The organism is Flavobacterium johnsoniae (assembly GCF_001879205.1).
Lineage (GTDB): Bacteria > Bacteroidota > Bacteroidia > Flavobacteriales > Flavobacteriaceae > Flavobacterium > Flavobacterium johnsoniae_A.
The window spans coordinates 1-16,942 of sequence record NZ_MLFK01000007.1; the positions used below are offsets into that span (position 1 = coordinate 1).

Sequence of the window (16,942 nt, forward strand, 5' to 3'; positions counted from 1 at the left end):
AAAAAAAACAAGAATCAAGATTTGCTGAGAAGTCTATTTTCTTTATTCTTTGCTCTTTTTTCTCTCTAAAAAAAAACAAGAATCAAGATTTGCTGAGAAGTCTATTTTCTTTATTCTTTGCTCTTTTTTCTCTCTAAAAAAAAACAAGAATCAAGATTTGCTGAGAAGTCTATTCTCTTTACTCTTTCTTCTATTCTCTTAAAAAAAAATAACAAAAAAAAGAAATCATGACCACAAAACTAAATCATATAGCTAAATTAAAATACTTGTTTGCAATGCTTTCAATAGGTTTGTTTTCCTGCGAAAGCGATGTACGTGAAGTGTATCTTTATAACAAAGGAAAATTAGAAGCCACTTCTACCAATACTTCTGTTAAGGCGGGAGAAACCGTAACTTATACTGATTCGTCGACAAAAGTACGTGCCATAAAATGGATCTTTCAGGGCGGATCGCCTGGTTCATCAATAGACCCAAAGGTTGAGGTAAAGTATACCAAAGGCGGTACTTTTACGACTACTTTAGAAATCACCTTTGTTGATAATACTATAGAAAAGAAAACCTTTGCCGTTGAGGTTGAAGCGCCTGCAACTCCACCAATCGTTATTCCGGCTGATGCCCTTAAAATTTATTCTGAAAACCCTGATTTTACTAAAATAGCTCCTGTTTTAAACTGGGTTTCAAGCAATCAATTTGTAATTAAAGAAGTTGCAGTTGATGGCTATGAAGGCGCTTATAGAAATTTTTCGCTTCCGGCCACGCCACCTGCAGCAGAAGCTAAATGGGCAATGGCAATTCTGTCGTTTGTAAATTTCACAGATATTTCATCTTACACTTATATCAATATGGCGGTAAGAACAACGAGCACGGGAAAAATCAGATTTAGAATGAAAGATGCCGCTAATACAGGATATGTAGAATTTGATGCCACAAGTAATTTATACGGACTAAAAAGAGATGGAAGCTGGAACATGGTTAAAATTCCAATTGCTGAATACAAAAAACAAAATCCGGCATTAGACCTGACAAAAATCAAAGATATTTTGGTATTGAGAAGCGTTGATCCCGAAGATATAAGAACTTTAAATAATTACGTTTTCGATTTTGATCATATCTATTTATCTAAAAACTAAACCTAAAAAGCTTTGTCAAAGTTTAAAACTTTGACAAAGCTTTACAAAAACACCTCCTAAGTTTTTCAAAAAATAATTAAAAACGAATTTAATGAAGCATTCCCTTTATGTATTGTTCTGTTGCATCAGCCTGATTTCCTTGCAGGCACAGAACAGTATTAAATATCAAAAAGTCGAAGCCAGACAAAATGCCCTGGATCCAAAATGGATTTCTTATGAAGCCAAAACCGTCGACAAACTACCCGGATTTAAACCTAAAAAACAACCTGATATTTCAACTTACGGAGGATGGAAAACCTGGCAAAAAGAATCCACAGGATTTTTTAGAACCCAAAAAATAGACAACAGATGGTGGATCATCGATCCCGAAGGTTATCCGTTTATTTATAAAGGAGTTGCCGTTTTTAATGCAGGACGTTCTGTAAATCAGCAAAAAGCATTTGATAAAAAATTCGGAAGTCCTGAAAACTGGCTCAAACAAGAAACAAAATTACTTCGCGATAACGGATTTAACGGAGTAGGCGCGTGGTCAAATGTAGAATTAGTTAGAAAAGGAGAAAATCCGCTGGTTTATACGGTAATTATTTCGCCAATGGGCATGTATCATTCTGATCATATTAAAAAATACGGTGGAAAATACAAAGAAGCCAGCTGGCAGAATTATCGTTTTGATTTGGTTATGGTTTTTGATAAAGAGTTTGATGCTTACATCGAAAAATCGTTCAGAGATGTTTCTCAATATAAAAATGATAAGTATTTGATGGGTTATTTTACTGATAACGAGCTTCCTTGGTATAACGATGCATTAGATAAACATTTAACTTTATTGGCCAAAGATGAACAGGGATATATTGCTGCGAAAGAATGGTTAGACCAAAGAAAAGGTTTTAGCGCTTCAACCTCAGATATTACTCAGGAAGATCGTATGGCCTTTACCGCTTTTTATTTTGAAACTTATATGAAAAAGGTAACGGCGGCGCTTAAAAAAGCAGATCCAAACCATCTTTATTTAGGATGCCGTTTTAATCAGGATAAAGAACAGGAATTAACCAATCCGGAGATTTTTAAGGTGGCCGGAAAGTACATGGATATCATTTCGATAAACCATTATAGAAAATGGGAGCCAAGTCAGGAATTGATGAATAATTGGGGAGAATGGTCAGGAAAACCGTTTTTAATTACAGAATGGTACACCAAAGGAGAAGATTCAGGTTTGCCCAATAATACCGGAGCCGGATGGCTGGTTCGAACGCAAAAGGAAAGAGGGCTTTTCTATCAGAATTTCACGTTGGAATTGCTTAAAAATAAAAATTCGGTTGGCTGGCATTGGTTCAAATATATGGATAACGATCCCGAGGATTTAACTACTGATTATTCAAACAGAGATTCAAATAAAGGTATTGTAAACAGTGCATTTGAGCCTTATCAACCTTTATTAAAAGAGATGAAAATAATCAACGATAATGCGTTTGAACTGACGCGTTATTTTGATAAGATGTAATTTTTTTTAAACACATAGAAACATAGATTTTTAGAATAGAAAAAGAGTATAAAAAGAAACCAGTTTCTAACACATAGATAAGCTATGTGAATTTAAAATAGTGAAACGCCTTTAACCACAAACAAAAACTATGTTTCTATGTGTTTATTAATTAGACTATAATTAAAAATAAAAAACAATTTAGAATATGAGAAAAATAATAATGCTGTGTTTTACTTTTCTGGTTTTTGGGAAAGCAATGGCACAGGAAATACCGTTACTATCTAATATTTCATCTCGAAATAACATCACCTTAAACGGAAAATGGAGTTACATCGTAGATCCGCTCGAAAACGGATATTACGATTATCGTTTACTGCCGTTTAAAAACAATGGATTTTTCGAAAATAAAAAATGGAACACCACAGATTTAACCGAATATAATTTTGCAACTTCGGCCACGATGGATATTCCGTCTGACTGGAACAGTAAAGACGAAAGATTGTTTTTTTATGAAGGAACAGTTTGGTTTCAGAAAGATTTCAATTATAAAAAGAGTTCTCAAACCAAAGGTATTCTTCATTTTGGAGCAGTCAATTACGATGCAAAAGTATATGTAAACGGAAAATTGGCAGGAAGTCATGTTGGAGGTTATACACCTTTTAATTTTGATGTAACCAATTTACTGATCGACGGAAATAATTTTGTGGTAGTAAAAGTCGACAACAAACGCCATAAAGACAATGTTCCAACGGTAAACATGGATTGGTGGAATTACGGCGGAATCACCAGAGATGTGACTTTAGCGCAAGTTCCGAATACTTATATTGAAGATTATCTGGTTCAACTGGATAAAAAAGACAAAACAAAAATTTCAGGCTGGGTAAAGCTCAATAGCGAAACTGCAAATCAATCTGTTTCGATTAGCATTCCCGAATTGAAAATCACGAAAAATGTTACTACCGATGCCAAAGGAATGGCTTATTTTGAAATAAAAAGTAAACCAGTTTTATGGACACCTGAAAATCCGAAACTATACGAGGTTGCGATCAATAAAGCCGATGAAAATATTACAGATAAAATAGGTTTTAGAACCATTGAAACCAAAGGAAAAGAGATTCTGTTGAACGGAAAAAAAGTCTTTTTGCGCGGAATCAGTATTCACGAAGAAGCACCCTTTAGATCCGGACGAGCATGGTCTACAGAAGATGCCGTTACCCTGCTGACCTGGGCAAAAGAATTAGGATGTAATTATGTTCGTCTGGCGCATTATCCGCATAACGAGAACATGGTAAAAGAAGCCGAAAAAATGGGTTTGATGATCTGGTCTGAAGTTCCGGTATACTGGACGATTTCATGGACAAATCCGGATACATACGCGAATGCCGAACGTCAATTACACGACATGATTTACAGGGATAAAAACCGTTGCGGCATCGTAATCTGGTCAATTGCAAACGAAACACCGCATGGCGACGACAGAGATGTTTTTCTGAGTAAACTGGCTAAATATGCCCGTACACAGGACAATTCCCGTTTGATAAGTATGGCGATGGAAGTCACCAAAAGTCCGAATAATGTAAATACACTTCATGATAATATGAACGAATATGTAGATATTGTAAGTTTTAACCAATATCTCGGCTGGTACAGAGGAACCAACGAATCCTGCAAAGACATGCAATGGGTGATTCCGTATAACAAGCCTGTAATTATCAGCGAATTTGGCGGTGAAGCTTTGCAGGGATTACACGGCGATAAAAAAGAACGCTGGAACGAAGAATATCAGGAAGAATTATATGTTCAAAACACGCAAATGTTCAATCGTATCGAAGGCCTGGCAGGAGTTTCGCCCTGGATTTTAGTCGACTTTAGATCACCACGCAGACAGTTACCCAACATTCAGGATTTCTTTAACCGTAAAGGTCTGATTTCAGATCAGGGAATCAAAAAGAAAGCATTTTATGTAATGAAAGACTGGTATGCACAGAAAGAAAAGGAATATAAATAAGTGAAATTTAGATAAAGTTGGAGAAGCCTTCAAAGTCAGTTTTGATTTTGGAGGTTTTTTGTATTAGGAATTTGGTGTTTTTAGTAATTAAAGTTTCTTTGCGGGTTCGAATCCTTCTTTCTCTGCTAAGGCAAAAAGGTGTCAAAGGCAAAGAATAAAAAAAAGAAAACCCCTAACATTTGTTAAAGGTTTCAAGTTCAGCGGAGGAAGAGGTTCTGCATTGAATTATTAAATACGCTAGTAAATAATGGGCTTAATATATTATTTAAGAATAGGCACAGAAAAAAAGTGTACCTTGAATTTTTAATCAATTTATTTGAAATAATATAAAGAGCTAGAAAATACATGTCAACTTTAAATTTCAGAACTTTTGAGATCTAAAATTGATATTTTTTAACGATTAATAAAATTTTTATTCTTAAAGAATTTTATTAATTGTCTTTTTGTAGTAGTCGTAAGTAAATGATTTAATCCTTAATTAGCTATGTCTGCATATTTTATAAGCATTGATATTAAGAATATTTTTCATCAATATATTTAAATGTATTTGATAATTCTAGCTCTTTTAACTCGATATATGATGTAAGTTTGTGTTGATTCGAAATTAGAAAATATTCTTCTTTACAATATTCAACAAGTTCATCACTAAAATTATCAATTATTGAAAATATTACATCTCTTAATTTTTCAATATCATTAATTTCAAGAGCGAAATCTTCACTAATTTGTTTCTTTAATCTGCTTCCATGCCCAATAGAGTTCCTGTTAGCCAAAAGATGGGAGTCTATATATTTTTCTCTTGATTCAATTTGAGTTTTGTATTGGAGACCAATTACAGACAAAATATTTTTAAAAACTTTAGGATTAAGATTAGAATGGGTATTTATTATCGTATTGTCGAAATCATTTTCAACATCTAGCTCATTACTTTCGTTATTATATCCTGTTTTAATTTTAAATTTAATCTTATCAGCATTGGATAATTTTGATAAAACGATTAGTTCATTCTGAAGAGTTAAAGCTTCTTTGGATGCAATACATTGATTTATTATTCCCTTAAGAATAACTGCTCTAAAGTTTTCTGTTAGTTCATTTAAAAATTTTTTTGAATCAGAAATATAATTTAAATATAACTTACTACTTCTTTTTATATATCCTTCCCAATGAGCATATAGAAGTAAGATTATAGATTTTAGCACTACTTCTTCACCAGTTTGTTTAGCAATGAGTATTAAGTCAGAAAGTTCCTTTTTTCTCCAACCTAAGTCTTCCTCTAGTAATTCTTCAAGTTTATTTAGTTTCATATTTTAAAGTATTCCTTTGAGAAATCGATCATACTTTTCATTCTGTAAATTGCTTTATTACCTCTTTTCGAAAATTCTAAGAAATCATCATTAGAGTACATAGATTTAATCTTTTGGATAAATTCTTCTACATTTTGGTCTTCGATTTTGTCTATGTTTAGAGCTACTCCGGAAGCTATTGCTTCAAAACTTGAATTCGAAAATGCTCTCTCAAATTCGTTTTTATCAGTGTTATACTTTTTGAAAACATCATGCCCTAACGATTTATATAAAAAATCAAATGTTCTTTTAAAAATTTGTATTTCTTGATCAAGATTGAAATCATCATCACTTATAAGCTTAATTGTTTCATTATCAATAAAATCACTTAGTAGAAGAGTGGATGTTCGATACGTACTAAAATCTATGTTATTGTGTTTTGCAATAAAAAAACGTAAAATAAGTTCCATATGGTATTCAATGTTGAACTTTCCTTCTTGTAAATTGAGAGAATTTTTAAATGCTGGATAGCTTTTTAGTTCGTCCAATTTATTGTAGAAATCTTCATCTAGCATTATTATTAAGCAATTTCTAATTTCTTGCGCTTCAAGATGTAATCCTCCAGTGTTTAATCTTTGAAAAAGTTCGTACTGTGCTTGTATGCTATTTTCGGTAAGGATTATATTGATACTAAACTTAGCTCTTTTTAATGTTCTCTTTATATCGTCTGTTAAAGTTTCCCACGTAAAGTTTTCTAATGAAGGAAGCTTCTTGGTCGTGGTTAATTTTAGAGGTTCTTTTTTTTTAGTTTCTCCTGTTGCTTGGTCTTTATATTGAAGTTCTCCAGTTAGTTGCAAAATCGTCGACAATCGCTGAAGGCCATCGACAACACTCCATTTACTATTTTCTTTTTGTGCAACGAAAATAGGAGGTAACGGTATACCTAATAAAATAGATTCGATGAATTTCGATTTTTGTTGGTCATCCCATCTAAATAGGCGTTGATAAGCCGGTGCTAATTCTAAATCACCATCTTTGTAAAGATTGATAATTTCTCCAATCGACATACTAAAACTATCTGTTTTGATTTCTTTACGTCCTGTATTCAATTCTTCTATTAAAAGATTAATATTTTGCATAAGTTTTTAGTTTTGAAATATGTTTTCTAATTTAAAAAATTCATTTACAATGGTATTTATATTGTAAATAGAATAATCATTCGATTCTATTATTTTGTTCCCAATTTCTTTAATTTGAAATAAACTTGGAAATTTCATTTCTCTAAGTTCTGTGGCACTTACATTTACATTTCCATTAAAAATTTGAAAATAAGTATCAAATAATTCACTGTTTAATAAACCACATAAACCTGAAACTTCGTTTTCTTCTAAATGTCCGTCTTTCCGGTATATGTAATTTACCCTGTTTTCAACTCCAATGTACTGTGTCTCGATAAAATTACTAAAATAAGGAGCAGCTATCAATCTACTTTTGTCATCCTTGGTGCTAAATCTTCTTAAAAGTATATAATTTTTGTTTTGCAACAATGAAGCTTGTGAACCTTTATTGACGATGATATATTGACCTTTCTCTTTTAAAATTTTAGGCCAATTTAAACTCATTTTTTCGACATTCTGGAGCCAAAATAAAGGTGCAATATCATCAGTCTGTTTTTTAGATTCATATCGGATATGATCTAGGTTACGGAAATATACAACAGGACCTGTTGAAATTTGAATATCGTGGTTAGATAATCGATTTGTCCATGAATTTACAAGTTGTAATACGGAGATTTCACAATTATTACTTGGCAAATAAAGAATCTTTTCGGCAGATTCTAAGTTAATTAAATCTTTAGTAAAATAGTTTTTTATTTTATTTTCTGTAATGTCTTTTATACCCTTACTTGAAGTTAGCGATATTCTTTTATCCAATAATATGTTGGTTTTAGTCGCTTTAATGATGACAGTTTCTTGCAAAACTTTATCTCTATTAAAAGTATCTCTGCGAGATTTAAATAAATGGATATTATCAATTTGGACTGAATTAAAAAAACTATCTCTAAACCCTCTGAAATATTTTCCAGAAGCGAAGCTTCTTGGAGTAATGGATATGAATTTTCCGTTATTTTTTAATAATTTTACAGACAGAGACATAAATAACGAATATATATTGGATTCGCCACTTATAAATCCCTTTGAAGCTAATGCTCTTTCATCCATTTTACCCAATTTAAAGTATGGTGGATTGGAAATAATGACATCGAATTTTTCGTAATCATTATTTTTTATAATTGTAAGATTATGTAATATGAAGTCATTATTACAAAGTTTATATTCAAAAGATATATTCTTTTTGTTTAGCCAAATTTTTAGGTAATTAAGGACAAGCTCTGAGTAGAAAATTAGATTGGAATCAGTCTCGTATGCAGTTACTGATATATTACGAATCTGATTACATTTTGCAATAAGATTTTCGATCAGCGCACAGGTTAAAATTCCCAAACCAAATCCAGGATCTAATACTGTTACAGTTTTCTCGTCGTAATCACAATATGATGCCATGAGATTTGCAACGGAGGAAGGTGTAAAAAATTGACCATTTTCTTTTTTATGCTTTAGTGATACAAATTTTGCATATTGAATTGCAAGTCGATCGGAATAGTCACTTGGAGATTCCAGGTTTAAAGTTTCTGTACTTATGTGTTCTTTCATTACTTGCAAATATAGTAAAATTGGGAAATAGTATATGTAGAACTAAAAGGCGTGATATAGTTTAGATTTTAAGCACATTATAAAAATATCAAAATTCTGTAAAAATATACTTGGTAGATTGGGAGAATAAGAATCATATACAATAGTATGTACTTCCAACAGTTGTAATTTAAATACTGTAATTTTGGTTCATCGAGGATTACAGAAATAAATTATCTTTGAATTTAAATATTTGATTATGGAAAATTTAAAATATAGCCTTAGCTCATTGCAAGAAAAGGCAAAAGAACGTACTGTCAAGACTCAAAGTATTGAATACGATATAGAAACATTAATTAAAAAAATTGAGCGAGGAATCATAAAGTTAGATCCTGATTATCAAAGAAGACATAGATGGGATGAAAAAACTTCATCAAGATTAATAGAGAGTCTCATTTTAAACATACCAATTCCAACAATATATATATCGCAAGACGTTGATGTTGATTCAGAGACAGAAGAATTTAGATTTTCTGTAATTGATGGTCAACAACGACTCACAGCAATGTTTAATTATTTAAAAAATAAATTTGCATTAATTGGATTGGAAGCATTAGAGGAACTTAATGGTTGTTATTACAAAGATTTGCCTCCATTTTTAGTTAGAAGACTAGAGGAAAGAAGTGTTAAATGCTTGAGAATAGATTCAACAATTGATTCGCAAGTGAAATTTGATATTTTTGAAAGACTAAATTCCGGATCCGTTAAATTAGAAGCTCAAGAACTACGTAACGCTGTTTTTAGTGGAAAGTTTAATGAACTTTGCAAAAGACTTTGTACCAACAGCAATTTTAGAACTCTTTTGCAGATTGATCCAGCTTATCCAGATGAAAATAATAGGGTAAAAAAAATGGAAGATGTTGAAATTGTATTGCGATTTTTTACTTTAATAAATAATAACTATGAAAATTATAAGAAAAGTAAAGATAGAGGTTTTACTGATTTCTTATCTGAAACCATGAAAAATTATGCCACTATTAATGACATCGAATTGGCAATACTTAAGGAAAAATTTGAAGTAACTTTTGAAATAATTAATCGCGACTTTGGACCAACGGCTTTTGCGAAATTTAAAAACGATCAAGGAAAATTAAAATTACAATCCAAATATAATGTTGCTGTTTTTGACGCTCTTGCAATTAGTTGTCACGATCTTATTTTTAATGAAAATATCAAAGAATTTAGCTCTCATAAAGAAGATTTTGCAAACCTTTTTTTGCAGGAACAATTTTATGAATCTATTTCTGGTAGTTATCTAGATATAACAAAACTTAAATATAGAATTGAAAAAGTTAAAGAAATCTTGAGATGACCCAAACATATATAAATTTGCGGTTTGAGCAAATTGAAAGGAGGTTTGATGAAGTTGAAAGATTATTAAGATTAGCTTATCTTAATCAAGATGATATCGAAATGTATCAATCTCTATGTCGCTCAGCTCATGTTATGCTTGTAAGTCATTTTGAAGGATTGTATAAAGATATTGCTAAAGATGTTATTGATGATTTAAATGCTAATTGTAAATTTTATGAAATAAAAAAAGCAATATTTCGGACTCATTGTGGATATTTTATTCATCAAAATGAATCTGATAAGTCGTCTGAAACTCTGAGGAATCGACTTTGGGATGCTTTTAAGGAATATAAGTGTGAATTAGTATCTCTTCCTTTTTTATTTGTGGATAATAAAAATCCGACACCACAAATACTTGAAACTATTTTAGAAAAATTTGGAATTAAAATTTTTTTTTTCATCGCTAGATGGATCAGAATTAGATGTTGTTTTTGAGGATCAGAAAACAAAAATGTTAAAAATTAGGAATAAGTTATTAAAGTACACAAAAAAATCTACTCAAACGTTTCCATATACTGTTGATGTAAGCATTTACAATCCGGTGACGAAAACAAATGAAAAAAAGAGAACTCTATGGGAAGATTTTATAAATAATTTTTTAAAGGAGAGACATAATATAATTCATGGGCATGTACTTGACAATCCAAATGATCACGATTCACTTTCACTTGCCAAAGTAAAGATAGAAATTATTATTTATGTGTATATAATTAATATAACGTCGGCGTCAAATCCTATAATTTTTCTTGAAGAATAATTGTTTTTCGTATTTTTTCTATTGATGGAAGTATTTGCTTTTAGTTAATTTAATACGCTGTTATGTGTAAATTAATAACAGAAATCCTAAGATTTTTTAAAATTAAATTTAACAAATTCTTGTAAAACGTAAACTACAAAAGAAAAGCCGAAGAGGATAAATTTTACCAAATATTCGGTTTACAGTATATATTTGAAACTTTGTATTTAACGATATTAATTCATTTTAGCCATATAATGTTGTATAGCGTATTCTAATAAAGTTGTTAAGAGTATAAAAGTAAAAACATTTTTAAAAATTAGTTGATAAAAAAAAGATTTTTCTTATTTTTTTAGTAGTTTAGTTCCATTAATTTTTTTTAGACCATTTTCATAATTTTAAATTAAAAAATCATTCTTGAATGTCTAATTGTATATATTTGATTAAAAATTATTTTAAGATATGGACAGTATAAAATTTCCTGAGGAAGATATTGAGAGATTACTTTTATTTACAGGCCTGCAAAAAGGAGTAAAGGATCAATTTTTAAAGGAATTGTCCGCCTATAAGAAGGGCATGATGCCAATTGATTTTGTAGAACATTTGGTTAGAAATTCCGATTTATATTATAGTGAAGCCCAAGAGATTTTTGGTCTGGTCGTGAGTCTCATTACAGTAAAAGATACGTATAATTACGATAACGAAAGGCTTTATGCCGAATTGTCGGAATATTTAACTGTGACAGAGAGTTTTAGAGATAACGCTTTGGAATCTGTGTTAAAAGATTTACATGATATCATTTTCAATGCGGGTCAGGATATTCTATTTTCATTAGCTGCACTTGGAGCGATATCTGATAACTCAAAGCAGATTTCAAATACTAGAATTACGCATGAAATAAAACCTGTTTTTCTAAAAAGCGGTCTGGAAGGTTTCGTTTTAGTGCATAAGTTGAAGATTGATTACAGGGAAAATGAACAGGATAAGGAAATGTCATTTTCACTTGATTCTGCTGAGTTTGAAGCTTTGAAAAATGCTGTAAAATATGCTGAATCAACCTTAATTCAAATTAAAGAAAAGTCGGGGTTTGATTTTTAGAAATCTAAAAAAAAATACATGGCGGATATTACACAAAAATTAGATTCAGAAAAAAATTATCTTCCAAAAAACGAGCGCCATTTGGAGCGTAATTTATTTCCTGGAAAATCATTGCATTTCATTGGGGGAGCCTCAGAATCTGGCCGAATTAAAAAAGATTCATCAGGTGGATGGGTGTCCAAAAAGTCTCACTACAAAATGCAACCAGTCAGGGAAAAGAGGGGCTTTGATAATTTGTTTATGGGCAAAATGAATGCAAGAAGAATTTCAGATGGAATATTTGATTCGAATATTATGGTATTGGGACACATTGCGGCAACTATTGATAATATGCCCAAATTACCAGCCTATATGCGACATTCAATATATCCAACCGAAAATTACATCCCATACGATCTGGCTGAATCTATGATTTCTAGGGATGAAAATCCCGAATTACTACTTGAAGAAGCAATAGAGAAATCGAAGTATATCTACGGTTTAGAGGATGACTGGGACGAGAATAATTCTCCAGGATACACCTATGAGAACTGGGAAAAAGCCGTAATGTTTCTGTTAAGTTTTTCCAAATGGATACGTGTCAATTTATTAAAAAATATGCAGGTGCCAAAAATCTATCAGGGGCCCAATGGAAGTATTGATATTTTGTGGGAGGATACTGAGGTTAAGATTTTCTTTAACATCGACGGAGATAGCAACAAAGGGACATTTTATTCTTATTATGGTGACGCGCAGAAATCAGGAGGTGAATTTGAGTTGAATGATTTTGATTTCAACACACTGCCTCTGCCGGTTAATATTTAAATTCTTGTGACTTATGAGTATACCGGACACAGATAGCCAAGATGATGCTTTACTTTCAGGAGCGGAAGAGCGCCCAGATATTCCACTGGAAAATGGTCTTGCTTTGACAGCTGAGGGCTCAGAAATTTTTGATCTTTTACACGACGAATATAATATTGCAGATGTGGAAGATGTTTACATGAGAATCAATCGGGCCCACATTGATTTTTCTCAGACAGATCCCATTAAAAAAATTCTGCCCATGGCTTTTGATGCCAAGGGCGATGACGGACTCTCGGTGGACCGTGCTATATTTAGCAGTCCTGAGGATACTTTAAATAGAGCTAGAATTCCAGAGAGAAACGGAGTTCTTTCTTGGAATGTTGGTTCAATACGTCAGGCGCCTTTTAACTGTGACGTAGTTTATGACCCAGTTACTATTGATGGGATTGAAAATAAAGCTCATAGTTTGGTTAAAGGAGTGCCTCCCAGAAAACCTACTGGTCTGGAGTTTCGCATTCAGTTGCGTCAGATTTGCACTTGGGAAATTGAATGTATAAGTGCAGAAGATATCATCCAAAATAACTAGTACAACATCAAAGCAATACTTGCATTTATAAGTATGCCTTTAACTCTTGTGCGGATACAATGGTTCCGTTTGAAATTATTAAGACCTTAGTAAATATATAGCTTTGTCGATGCTGTATAAGAATCAACACATAAAAAGTGTACATCAAGATTTTATAAATTACTTTTTACAAATCGCAGGTTAAATTATTCCGAGGAGTAAAATGAAAAATAACTCAAGGATGTTCTCTATCGTAATTAACTTAATAGACTGGGTTAATGTGGAATTATGCTTGTGTTGAATGCGATGTAAATGTTATTTGTCCGTTTTACTTGATAAGGTGAAGTTTTATGGCACACCTTGGATTTCTTGAAGCTGTGCCATGATTGTCACAGAAAATTTATGAGTGTTTTTGCAAATGTTTATAAAATACAAAACCCTGCAAATGTTATGATCTGCAGGGTTTATAAATTTTTTAGCTTTTTTACAAACTTTGAAAAGTCTCTTTTTAAGCTTTCAGCGGAGAAAGAGGGATTCGAACCCCCGGACCTGTTACAGTCAACAGTTTTCAAGACTGCCGCATTCGACCGCTCTGCCATTTCTCCAGTATGTCGCGATCATTTTGTGATTGCGAGTGCAAATATAGTGCGCTTTTCCGATTATAAAAACTTTTTCAGCGGTTTTTTTAAGTTAATTTTTAAGTGTCTAATTGTCAGTGTTTCTGAAAATTATTTTTTTTAAAAATTACTCTAAATTATCTAAAATCGGGGTTGGTTTTTTGTTTTCATCTACAGCTACAAACGAAAAAGTTCCAGAAACTACCGTTTCGCGAAGTTCAGAATACATTTGTTCCATAAAAATATCAACGTGAATTTTACAGCTTGTTCTTCCAACACTATCTACTTTGGCGACTAACTCGATTAAAGTTCCAGCCGGAATTGCTTTTTTAAAGTCAATTTGGCCAGTCGAAATGGTTACAACTTTCTTTCTGCTGAATCTAGTAGCACATATAAACGCCACTTCGTCCATTAAATGCAATGCAGTTCCACCAAATAAAGTATCGTAATGATTGGTGGTGCTTGGGAAAACTGCTTTAAAAATACGTGTCTCCGATTTTATAATTCTTTCTTCTACTGTTCCCATATATTAGTAAGTTACATATTCGGTAATTTCAAGGCCATATCCAATCATTCCCACACGTTTTGTTTGTTCTGTGTTCGAAACTAATCTAATTTTTGAGATATCAATATCGTGAAGGATTTGAGCCCCAATACCGTAATCTTTACTGTCTATAATTATCTTAGGCGCTTTTAGTGTTCCTTTTGATTGTAATGATTTAAGTTCGGCAATTCGGTTTAATAAATTTACGGCTGTCATATCCTGATTAATAAAAATCACGGCGCCTCTACCATTCTCATTAATAACCTTAAACATGTCGTCTAATTGCTGTTCAGCATTATTAGTTAAGGTGCCTAATAAATCATTATTTACCTGCGAAGAGTGAATTCTGGTTAAGATTGGTTCTCCAAGATTCCAGGTTCCTTTTGTCAGGGCAATATGAATTTGTTTATTTGTAGTTTGCTCGTAAGCTCTCAATCTAAATGTTCCAAAACGGGTTTCGATATCAAAATCTTCTTTTTTAATGATGAGGCTGTCGTGCTGCATTCTGTAAGCAACTAAGTCTTCAATCGAAACTAATTTTAAGTCAAATTTCTTTGCCACTTTTATAAGTTCCGGCAAACGAGACATTGTTCCGTCTTCATTTAAAATTTCGCAGATAACACCAGCTGGTTTAAAGCCGGCCAGTCTTGCAAAATCAATCGCAGCTTCTGTATGTCCGGTTCTTCTTAAAACGCCTCCTTGTTTTGCAATTAGAGGGAAAATATGTCCGGGACGAGCTAAATCGTGTGGTTTTGTATTTGGATCAACTAATGATTGTACTGTTCTGGATCTGTCAGATGCAGAAATTCCAGTCGTTACGCCATTTCCTTTTAAATCGACAGAAACCGTAAAAGCAGTTTCCATATGATCTGTATTATTGGTAACCATAGCACGTAGATCAAGTTCTTTGCAGCGGCTTTCCGTAAGCGGCGTGCAGATTAATCCACGTCCGTGTGTAGCCATGAAATTGATCATTTCAGGGGTTACTTTTTCGGCAGCAGCCAAAAAATCGCCTTCATTCTCTCTGTCTTCATCGTCGACTACAATGATTACTTTACCTTGACGAATATCTTCTATAGCTTCCTCAATGGTATTAAGCTGGATTTTTGTTGACATAATTATTGTTTGTTTTGAGCAGGAGAAAACCGCTCAGAAATTTTTTGAAATAGTTGTGAAATAGGAGTGGTTATCGCATCAAAATTAATTAATCCATTATCGTTTGTGGCACGATATGTTAACAATACAGCTAACGGGAGTAATATGAAAGAGGACATCCATGATCCCATAAATGGTGTCATTCCGCCTTCTTGTGATAATCTTTTCCCAAAAGTATTAATGAAATGGAAAGTAATAAAAATTAAAACAGCAAAAACGATTGGCAGTCCTAGTCCTCCTTTTCGGATAATGGCTCCAAGAGGCGCGCCAATAAAAAACATTAAAAAGCAGGCAAAAGCAATAACGAACTTTTCATACAATGCCGTTAAATGTTTGTTGATGTCCCGCTGTTTGTCTTTTAAATCTTTTTGAGTCGATTCAATAGAGTAAATGTTACTGGTAACATTACTGCTGGCCATTTTTAAAACGTCAGATTTTTGCTTATTTGTGTATAAAGACAAAAGATCGTTTGGAAGCGTTTTTTTGTTTCTGGCTTTATCAATTTCACTCGGAGCGAGCGATTTTCTAATTCCAACACGTTGATTTATGTTTTCAGAAAATGAAATGATTTCATTGTCCAGATTCTTATTTAAGGAATCTAAAGTGTAACGAAGCTCATTTACATTAAGCATTGCATTTGTTCCGGCAATACTTTCTTTGCTGTCATCAACTTTGTTTAACTCAGATAAATCAATATTAATAATATGTTTTCTAAATGCAGCTTTAATAAAGGGCAGTTTAGCGCGTTCTTCGTATTTTTTTGGAGTAACATCTTGGTAATAGTAACCATCATTTAAAACCAGTTTTAAAATACTTGATTTTTCATTACTTATTAATTCTCCGTCTTTGGCTTTAATAACGGTTTTGTTTTCGCCAATATTAACTGCTTTTTCGTGAATTGTAACTCCGGTTAAGATGTTTCCGTTTTCGCCGGATTTTTTATTGACTTTGATGTTGTAAGTGCCAACATCATTAAACTGGCCCTCGGCGATTGCCATTGCTGGTTTTGCCTGAGCGATGTTTTTACGGAAGTTAACGAACTTATATTCGGCATACGGAATAACATTGTTGGCAAACCAAAATGCTACTATACTCAAAACGAATATAAAAACGATTAGAACCCGCATAGCTCTCTGAAGGGATATTCCCGAAGATTTCATAGCTGCGAATTCGTAATTTTCGGCTAAATTTCCGAAAGTCATAATCGAAGCCAATAGAACCGAAAGCGGTAAAACCAGCGGAATAATGCGGGGCATAGAAAAAAGCAGGAATTTCACGACTAGTATTAAGTCGAGATCTTTACCTGCTAGTTCTGATATAAATAGCCATACTGTTTGCAGTATGAATATGAAAAATAAGATTACAAATACCGTAGTAAATGTAAGTAAGAATGTCTTTAATAAGTATTTGTCTAGTATTTTCAACCTTCTG

14 protein-coding genes and 1 tRNA gene are annotated in these 16,942 nt (G+C 32.5%); 8 read left to right on the forward strand and 7 right to left on the reverse strand.

Going from position 1 to position 16,942, the window contains the following annotated elements; translation table 11 throughout:
* Positions 1-227 precede the first annotated feature (227 nt).
* From BKM63_RS11575 to BKM63_RS11585, 3 genes are all read left to right on the forward strand, one after another.
* On the forward strand, positions 228-1,130 hold the full coding sequence (locus BKM63_RS11575) for a PKD domain-containing protein (RefSeq protein ID WP_071636724.1): 903 nt from the start codon (positions 228-230) through the stop codon (positions 1,128-1,130).
* A 91-nt stretch (positions 1,131-1,221) separates the two neighbouring features.
* Positions 1,222-2,631 carry a hypothetical protein gene (locus BKM63_RS11580; protein ID WP_071636725.1) on the forward strand — a complete coding sequence of 470 codons (1,410 nt, stop codon included), beginning with the start codon at positions 1,222-1,224 and terminating at the stop codon, positions 2,629-2,631.
* A 187-nt stretch (positions 2,632-2,818) separates the two neighbouring features.
* A complete protein-coding gene (locus BKM63_RS11585) occupies positions 2,819-4,621 on the forward strand; it encodes a glycoside hydrolase family 2 protein (RefSeq protein ID WP_071636726.1) in 1,803 nt (600 codons plus the stop codon).
* Between the two features lie 512 nt (positions 4,622-5,133).
* On the opposite strand, the gene BKM63_RS11590 is transcribed toward BKM63_RS11585, so the two are convergent.
* The 3 genes from BKM63_RS11590 to BKM63_RS11600 are packed head-to-tail and all read right to left on the reverse strand — an operon-like array spanning position 5,134 to position 8,618.
* Entirely contained in the window at positions 5,134-5,925 is a 792-nt protein-coding gene (locus BKM63_RS11590) for an MAE_28990/MAE_18760 family HEPN-like nuclease (RefSeq protein WP_071636727.1), read from the reverse strand.
* On the reverse strand, positions 5,922-7,043 hold the full coding sequence (locus BKM63_RS11595) for a DUF262 domain-containing protein (protein WP_083572222.1): 1,122 nt from the start codon (positions 7,041-7,043) through the stop codon (positions 5,922-5,924). Before BKM63_RS11595 ends, BKM63_RS11590 begins: the two co-directional genes overlap by 4 nt.
* A gap of 6 nt (positions 7,044-7,049) precedes the next feature.
* On the reverse strand, positions 7,050-8,618 hold the full coding sequence (locus BKM63_RS11600; protein ID WP_071636728.1) for an Eco57I restriction-modification methylase domain-containing protein: 1,569 nt from the start codon (positions 8,616-8,618) through the stop codon (positions 7,050-7,052).
* 238 nt (positions 8,619-8,856) lie between these two features.
* On the opposite strand from BKM63_RS11600, the gene BKM63_RS11605 reads away from it, so the two are divergent.
* The 5 genes from BKM63_RS11605 to BKM63_RS11630 all read left to right on the forward strand — a co-directional run bounded on the left by BKM63_RS11605 (position 8,857) and on the right by BKM63_RS11630 (position 13,216).
* On the forward strand, positions 8,857-9,969 hold the full coding sequence (locus BKM63_RS11605) for a DUF262 domain-containing protein (RefSeq protein WP_071636729.1): 1,113 nt from the start codon (positions 8,857-8,859) through the stop codon (positions 9,967-9,969).
* A complete protein-coding gene (locus tag BKM63_RS11610) occupies positions 9,966-10,445 on the forward strand; it encodes a HEPN domain-containing protein (protein WP_071636756.1) in 480 nt (159 codons plus the stop codon). Before BKM63_RS11605 ends, BKM63_RS11610 begins: the two co-directional genes overlap by 4 nt.
* Positions 10,446-11,208: 763 nt before the next feature.
* Positions 11,209-11,844, forward strand: a complete 636-nt coding sequence (locus tag BKM63_RS11620; RefSeq protein ID WP_071636758.1) for a hypothetical protein — start codon at positions 11,209-11,211, stop codon at positions 11,842-11,844.
* 18 nt (positions 11,845-11,862) lie between these two features.
* Positions 11,863-12,648, forward strand: coding sequence for a hypothetical protein (locus BKM63_RS11625; protein WP_071636759.1), 786 nt, complete (start codon positions 11,863-11,865; stop codon positions 12,646-12,648).
* Positions 12,649-12,661: 13 nt separating this feature from the next.
* Complete coding sequence (locus BKM63_RS11630; RefSeq protein ID WP_071636760.1) at positions 12,662-13,216, forward strand: hypothetical protein; 555 nt, start codon at positions 12,662-12,664, stop codon at positions 13,214-13,216.
* A 499-nt stretch (positions 13,217-13,715) separates the two neighbouring features.
* Here BKM63_RS11630 and BKM63_RS11635 read toward each other — a convergent pair.
* The 4 genes from BKM63_RS11635 to BKM63_RS11650 form a co-directional block, all read right to left on the reverse strand.
* Positions 13,716-13,800: transfer RNA gene (locus BKM63_RS11635), tRNA-Ser, on the reverse strand.
* A 139-nt stretch (positions 13,801-13,939) separates the two neighbouring features.
* Positions 13,940-14,338: an acyl-CoA thioesterase gene (locus BKM63_RS11640; protein ID WP_071636761.1), complete on the reverse strand. Its 399-nt coding sequence runs from the start codon at positions 14,336-14,338 to the stop codon at positions 13,940-13,942.
* A 3-nt stretch (positions 14,339-14,341) separates the two neighbouring features.
* Complete coding sequence (gene ribB / locus BKM63_RS11645) at positions 14,342-15,472, reverse strand: 3,4-dihydroxy-2-butanone-4-phosphate synthase (RefSeq protein WP_071636762.1); 1,131 nt, start codon at positions 15,470-15,472, stop codon at positions 14,342-14,344.
* Positions 15,473-15,474: 2 nt separating this feature from the next.
* Positions 15,475-16,935 carry an LptF/LptG family permease gene (locus BKM63_RS11650; protein ID WP_071636763.1) on the reverse strand — a complete coding sequence of 487 codons (1,461 nt, stop codon included), beginning with the start codon at positions 16,933-16,935 and terminating at the stop codon, positions 15,475-15,477.
* Positions 16,936-16,942: the final 7 nt, after the last annotated feature.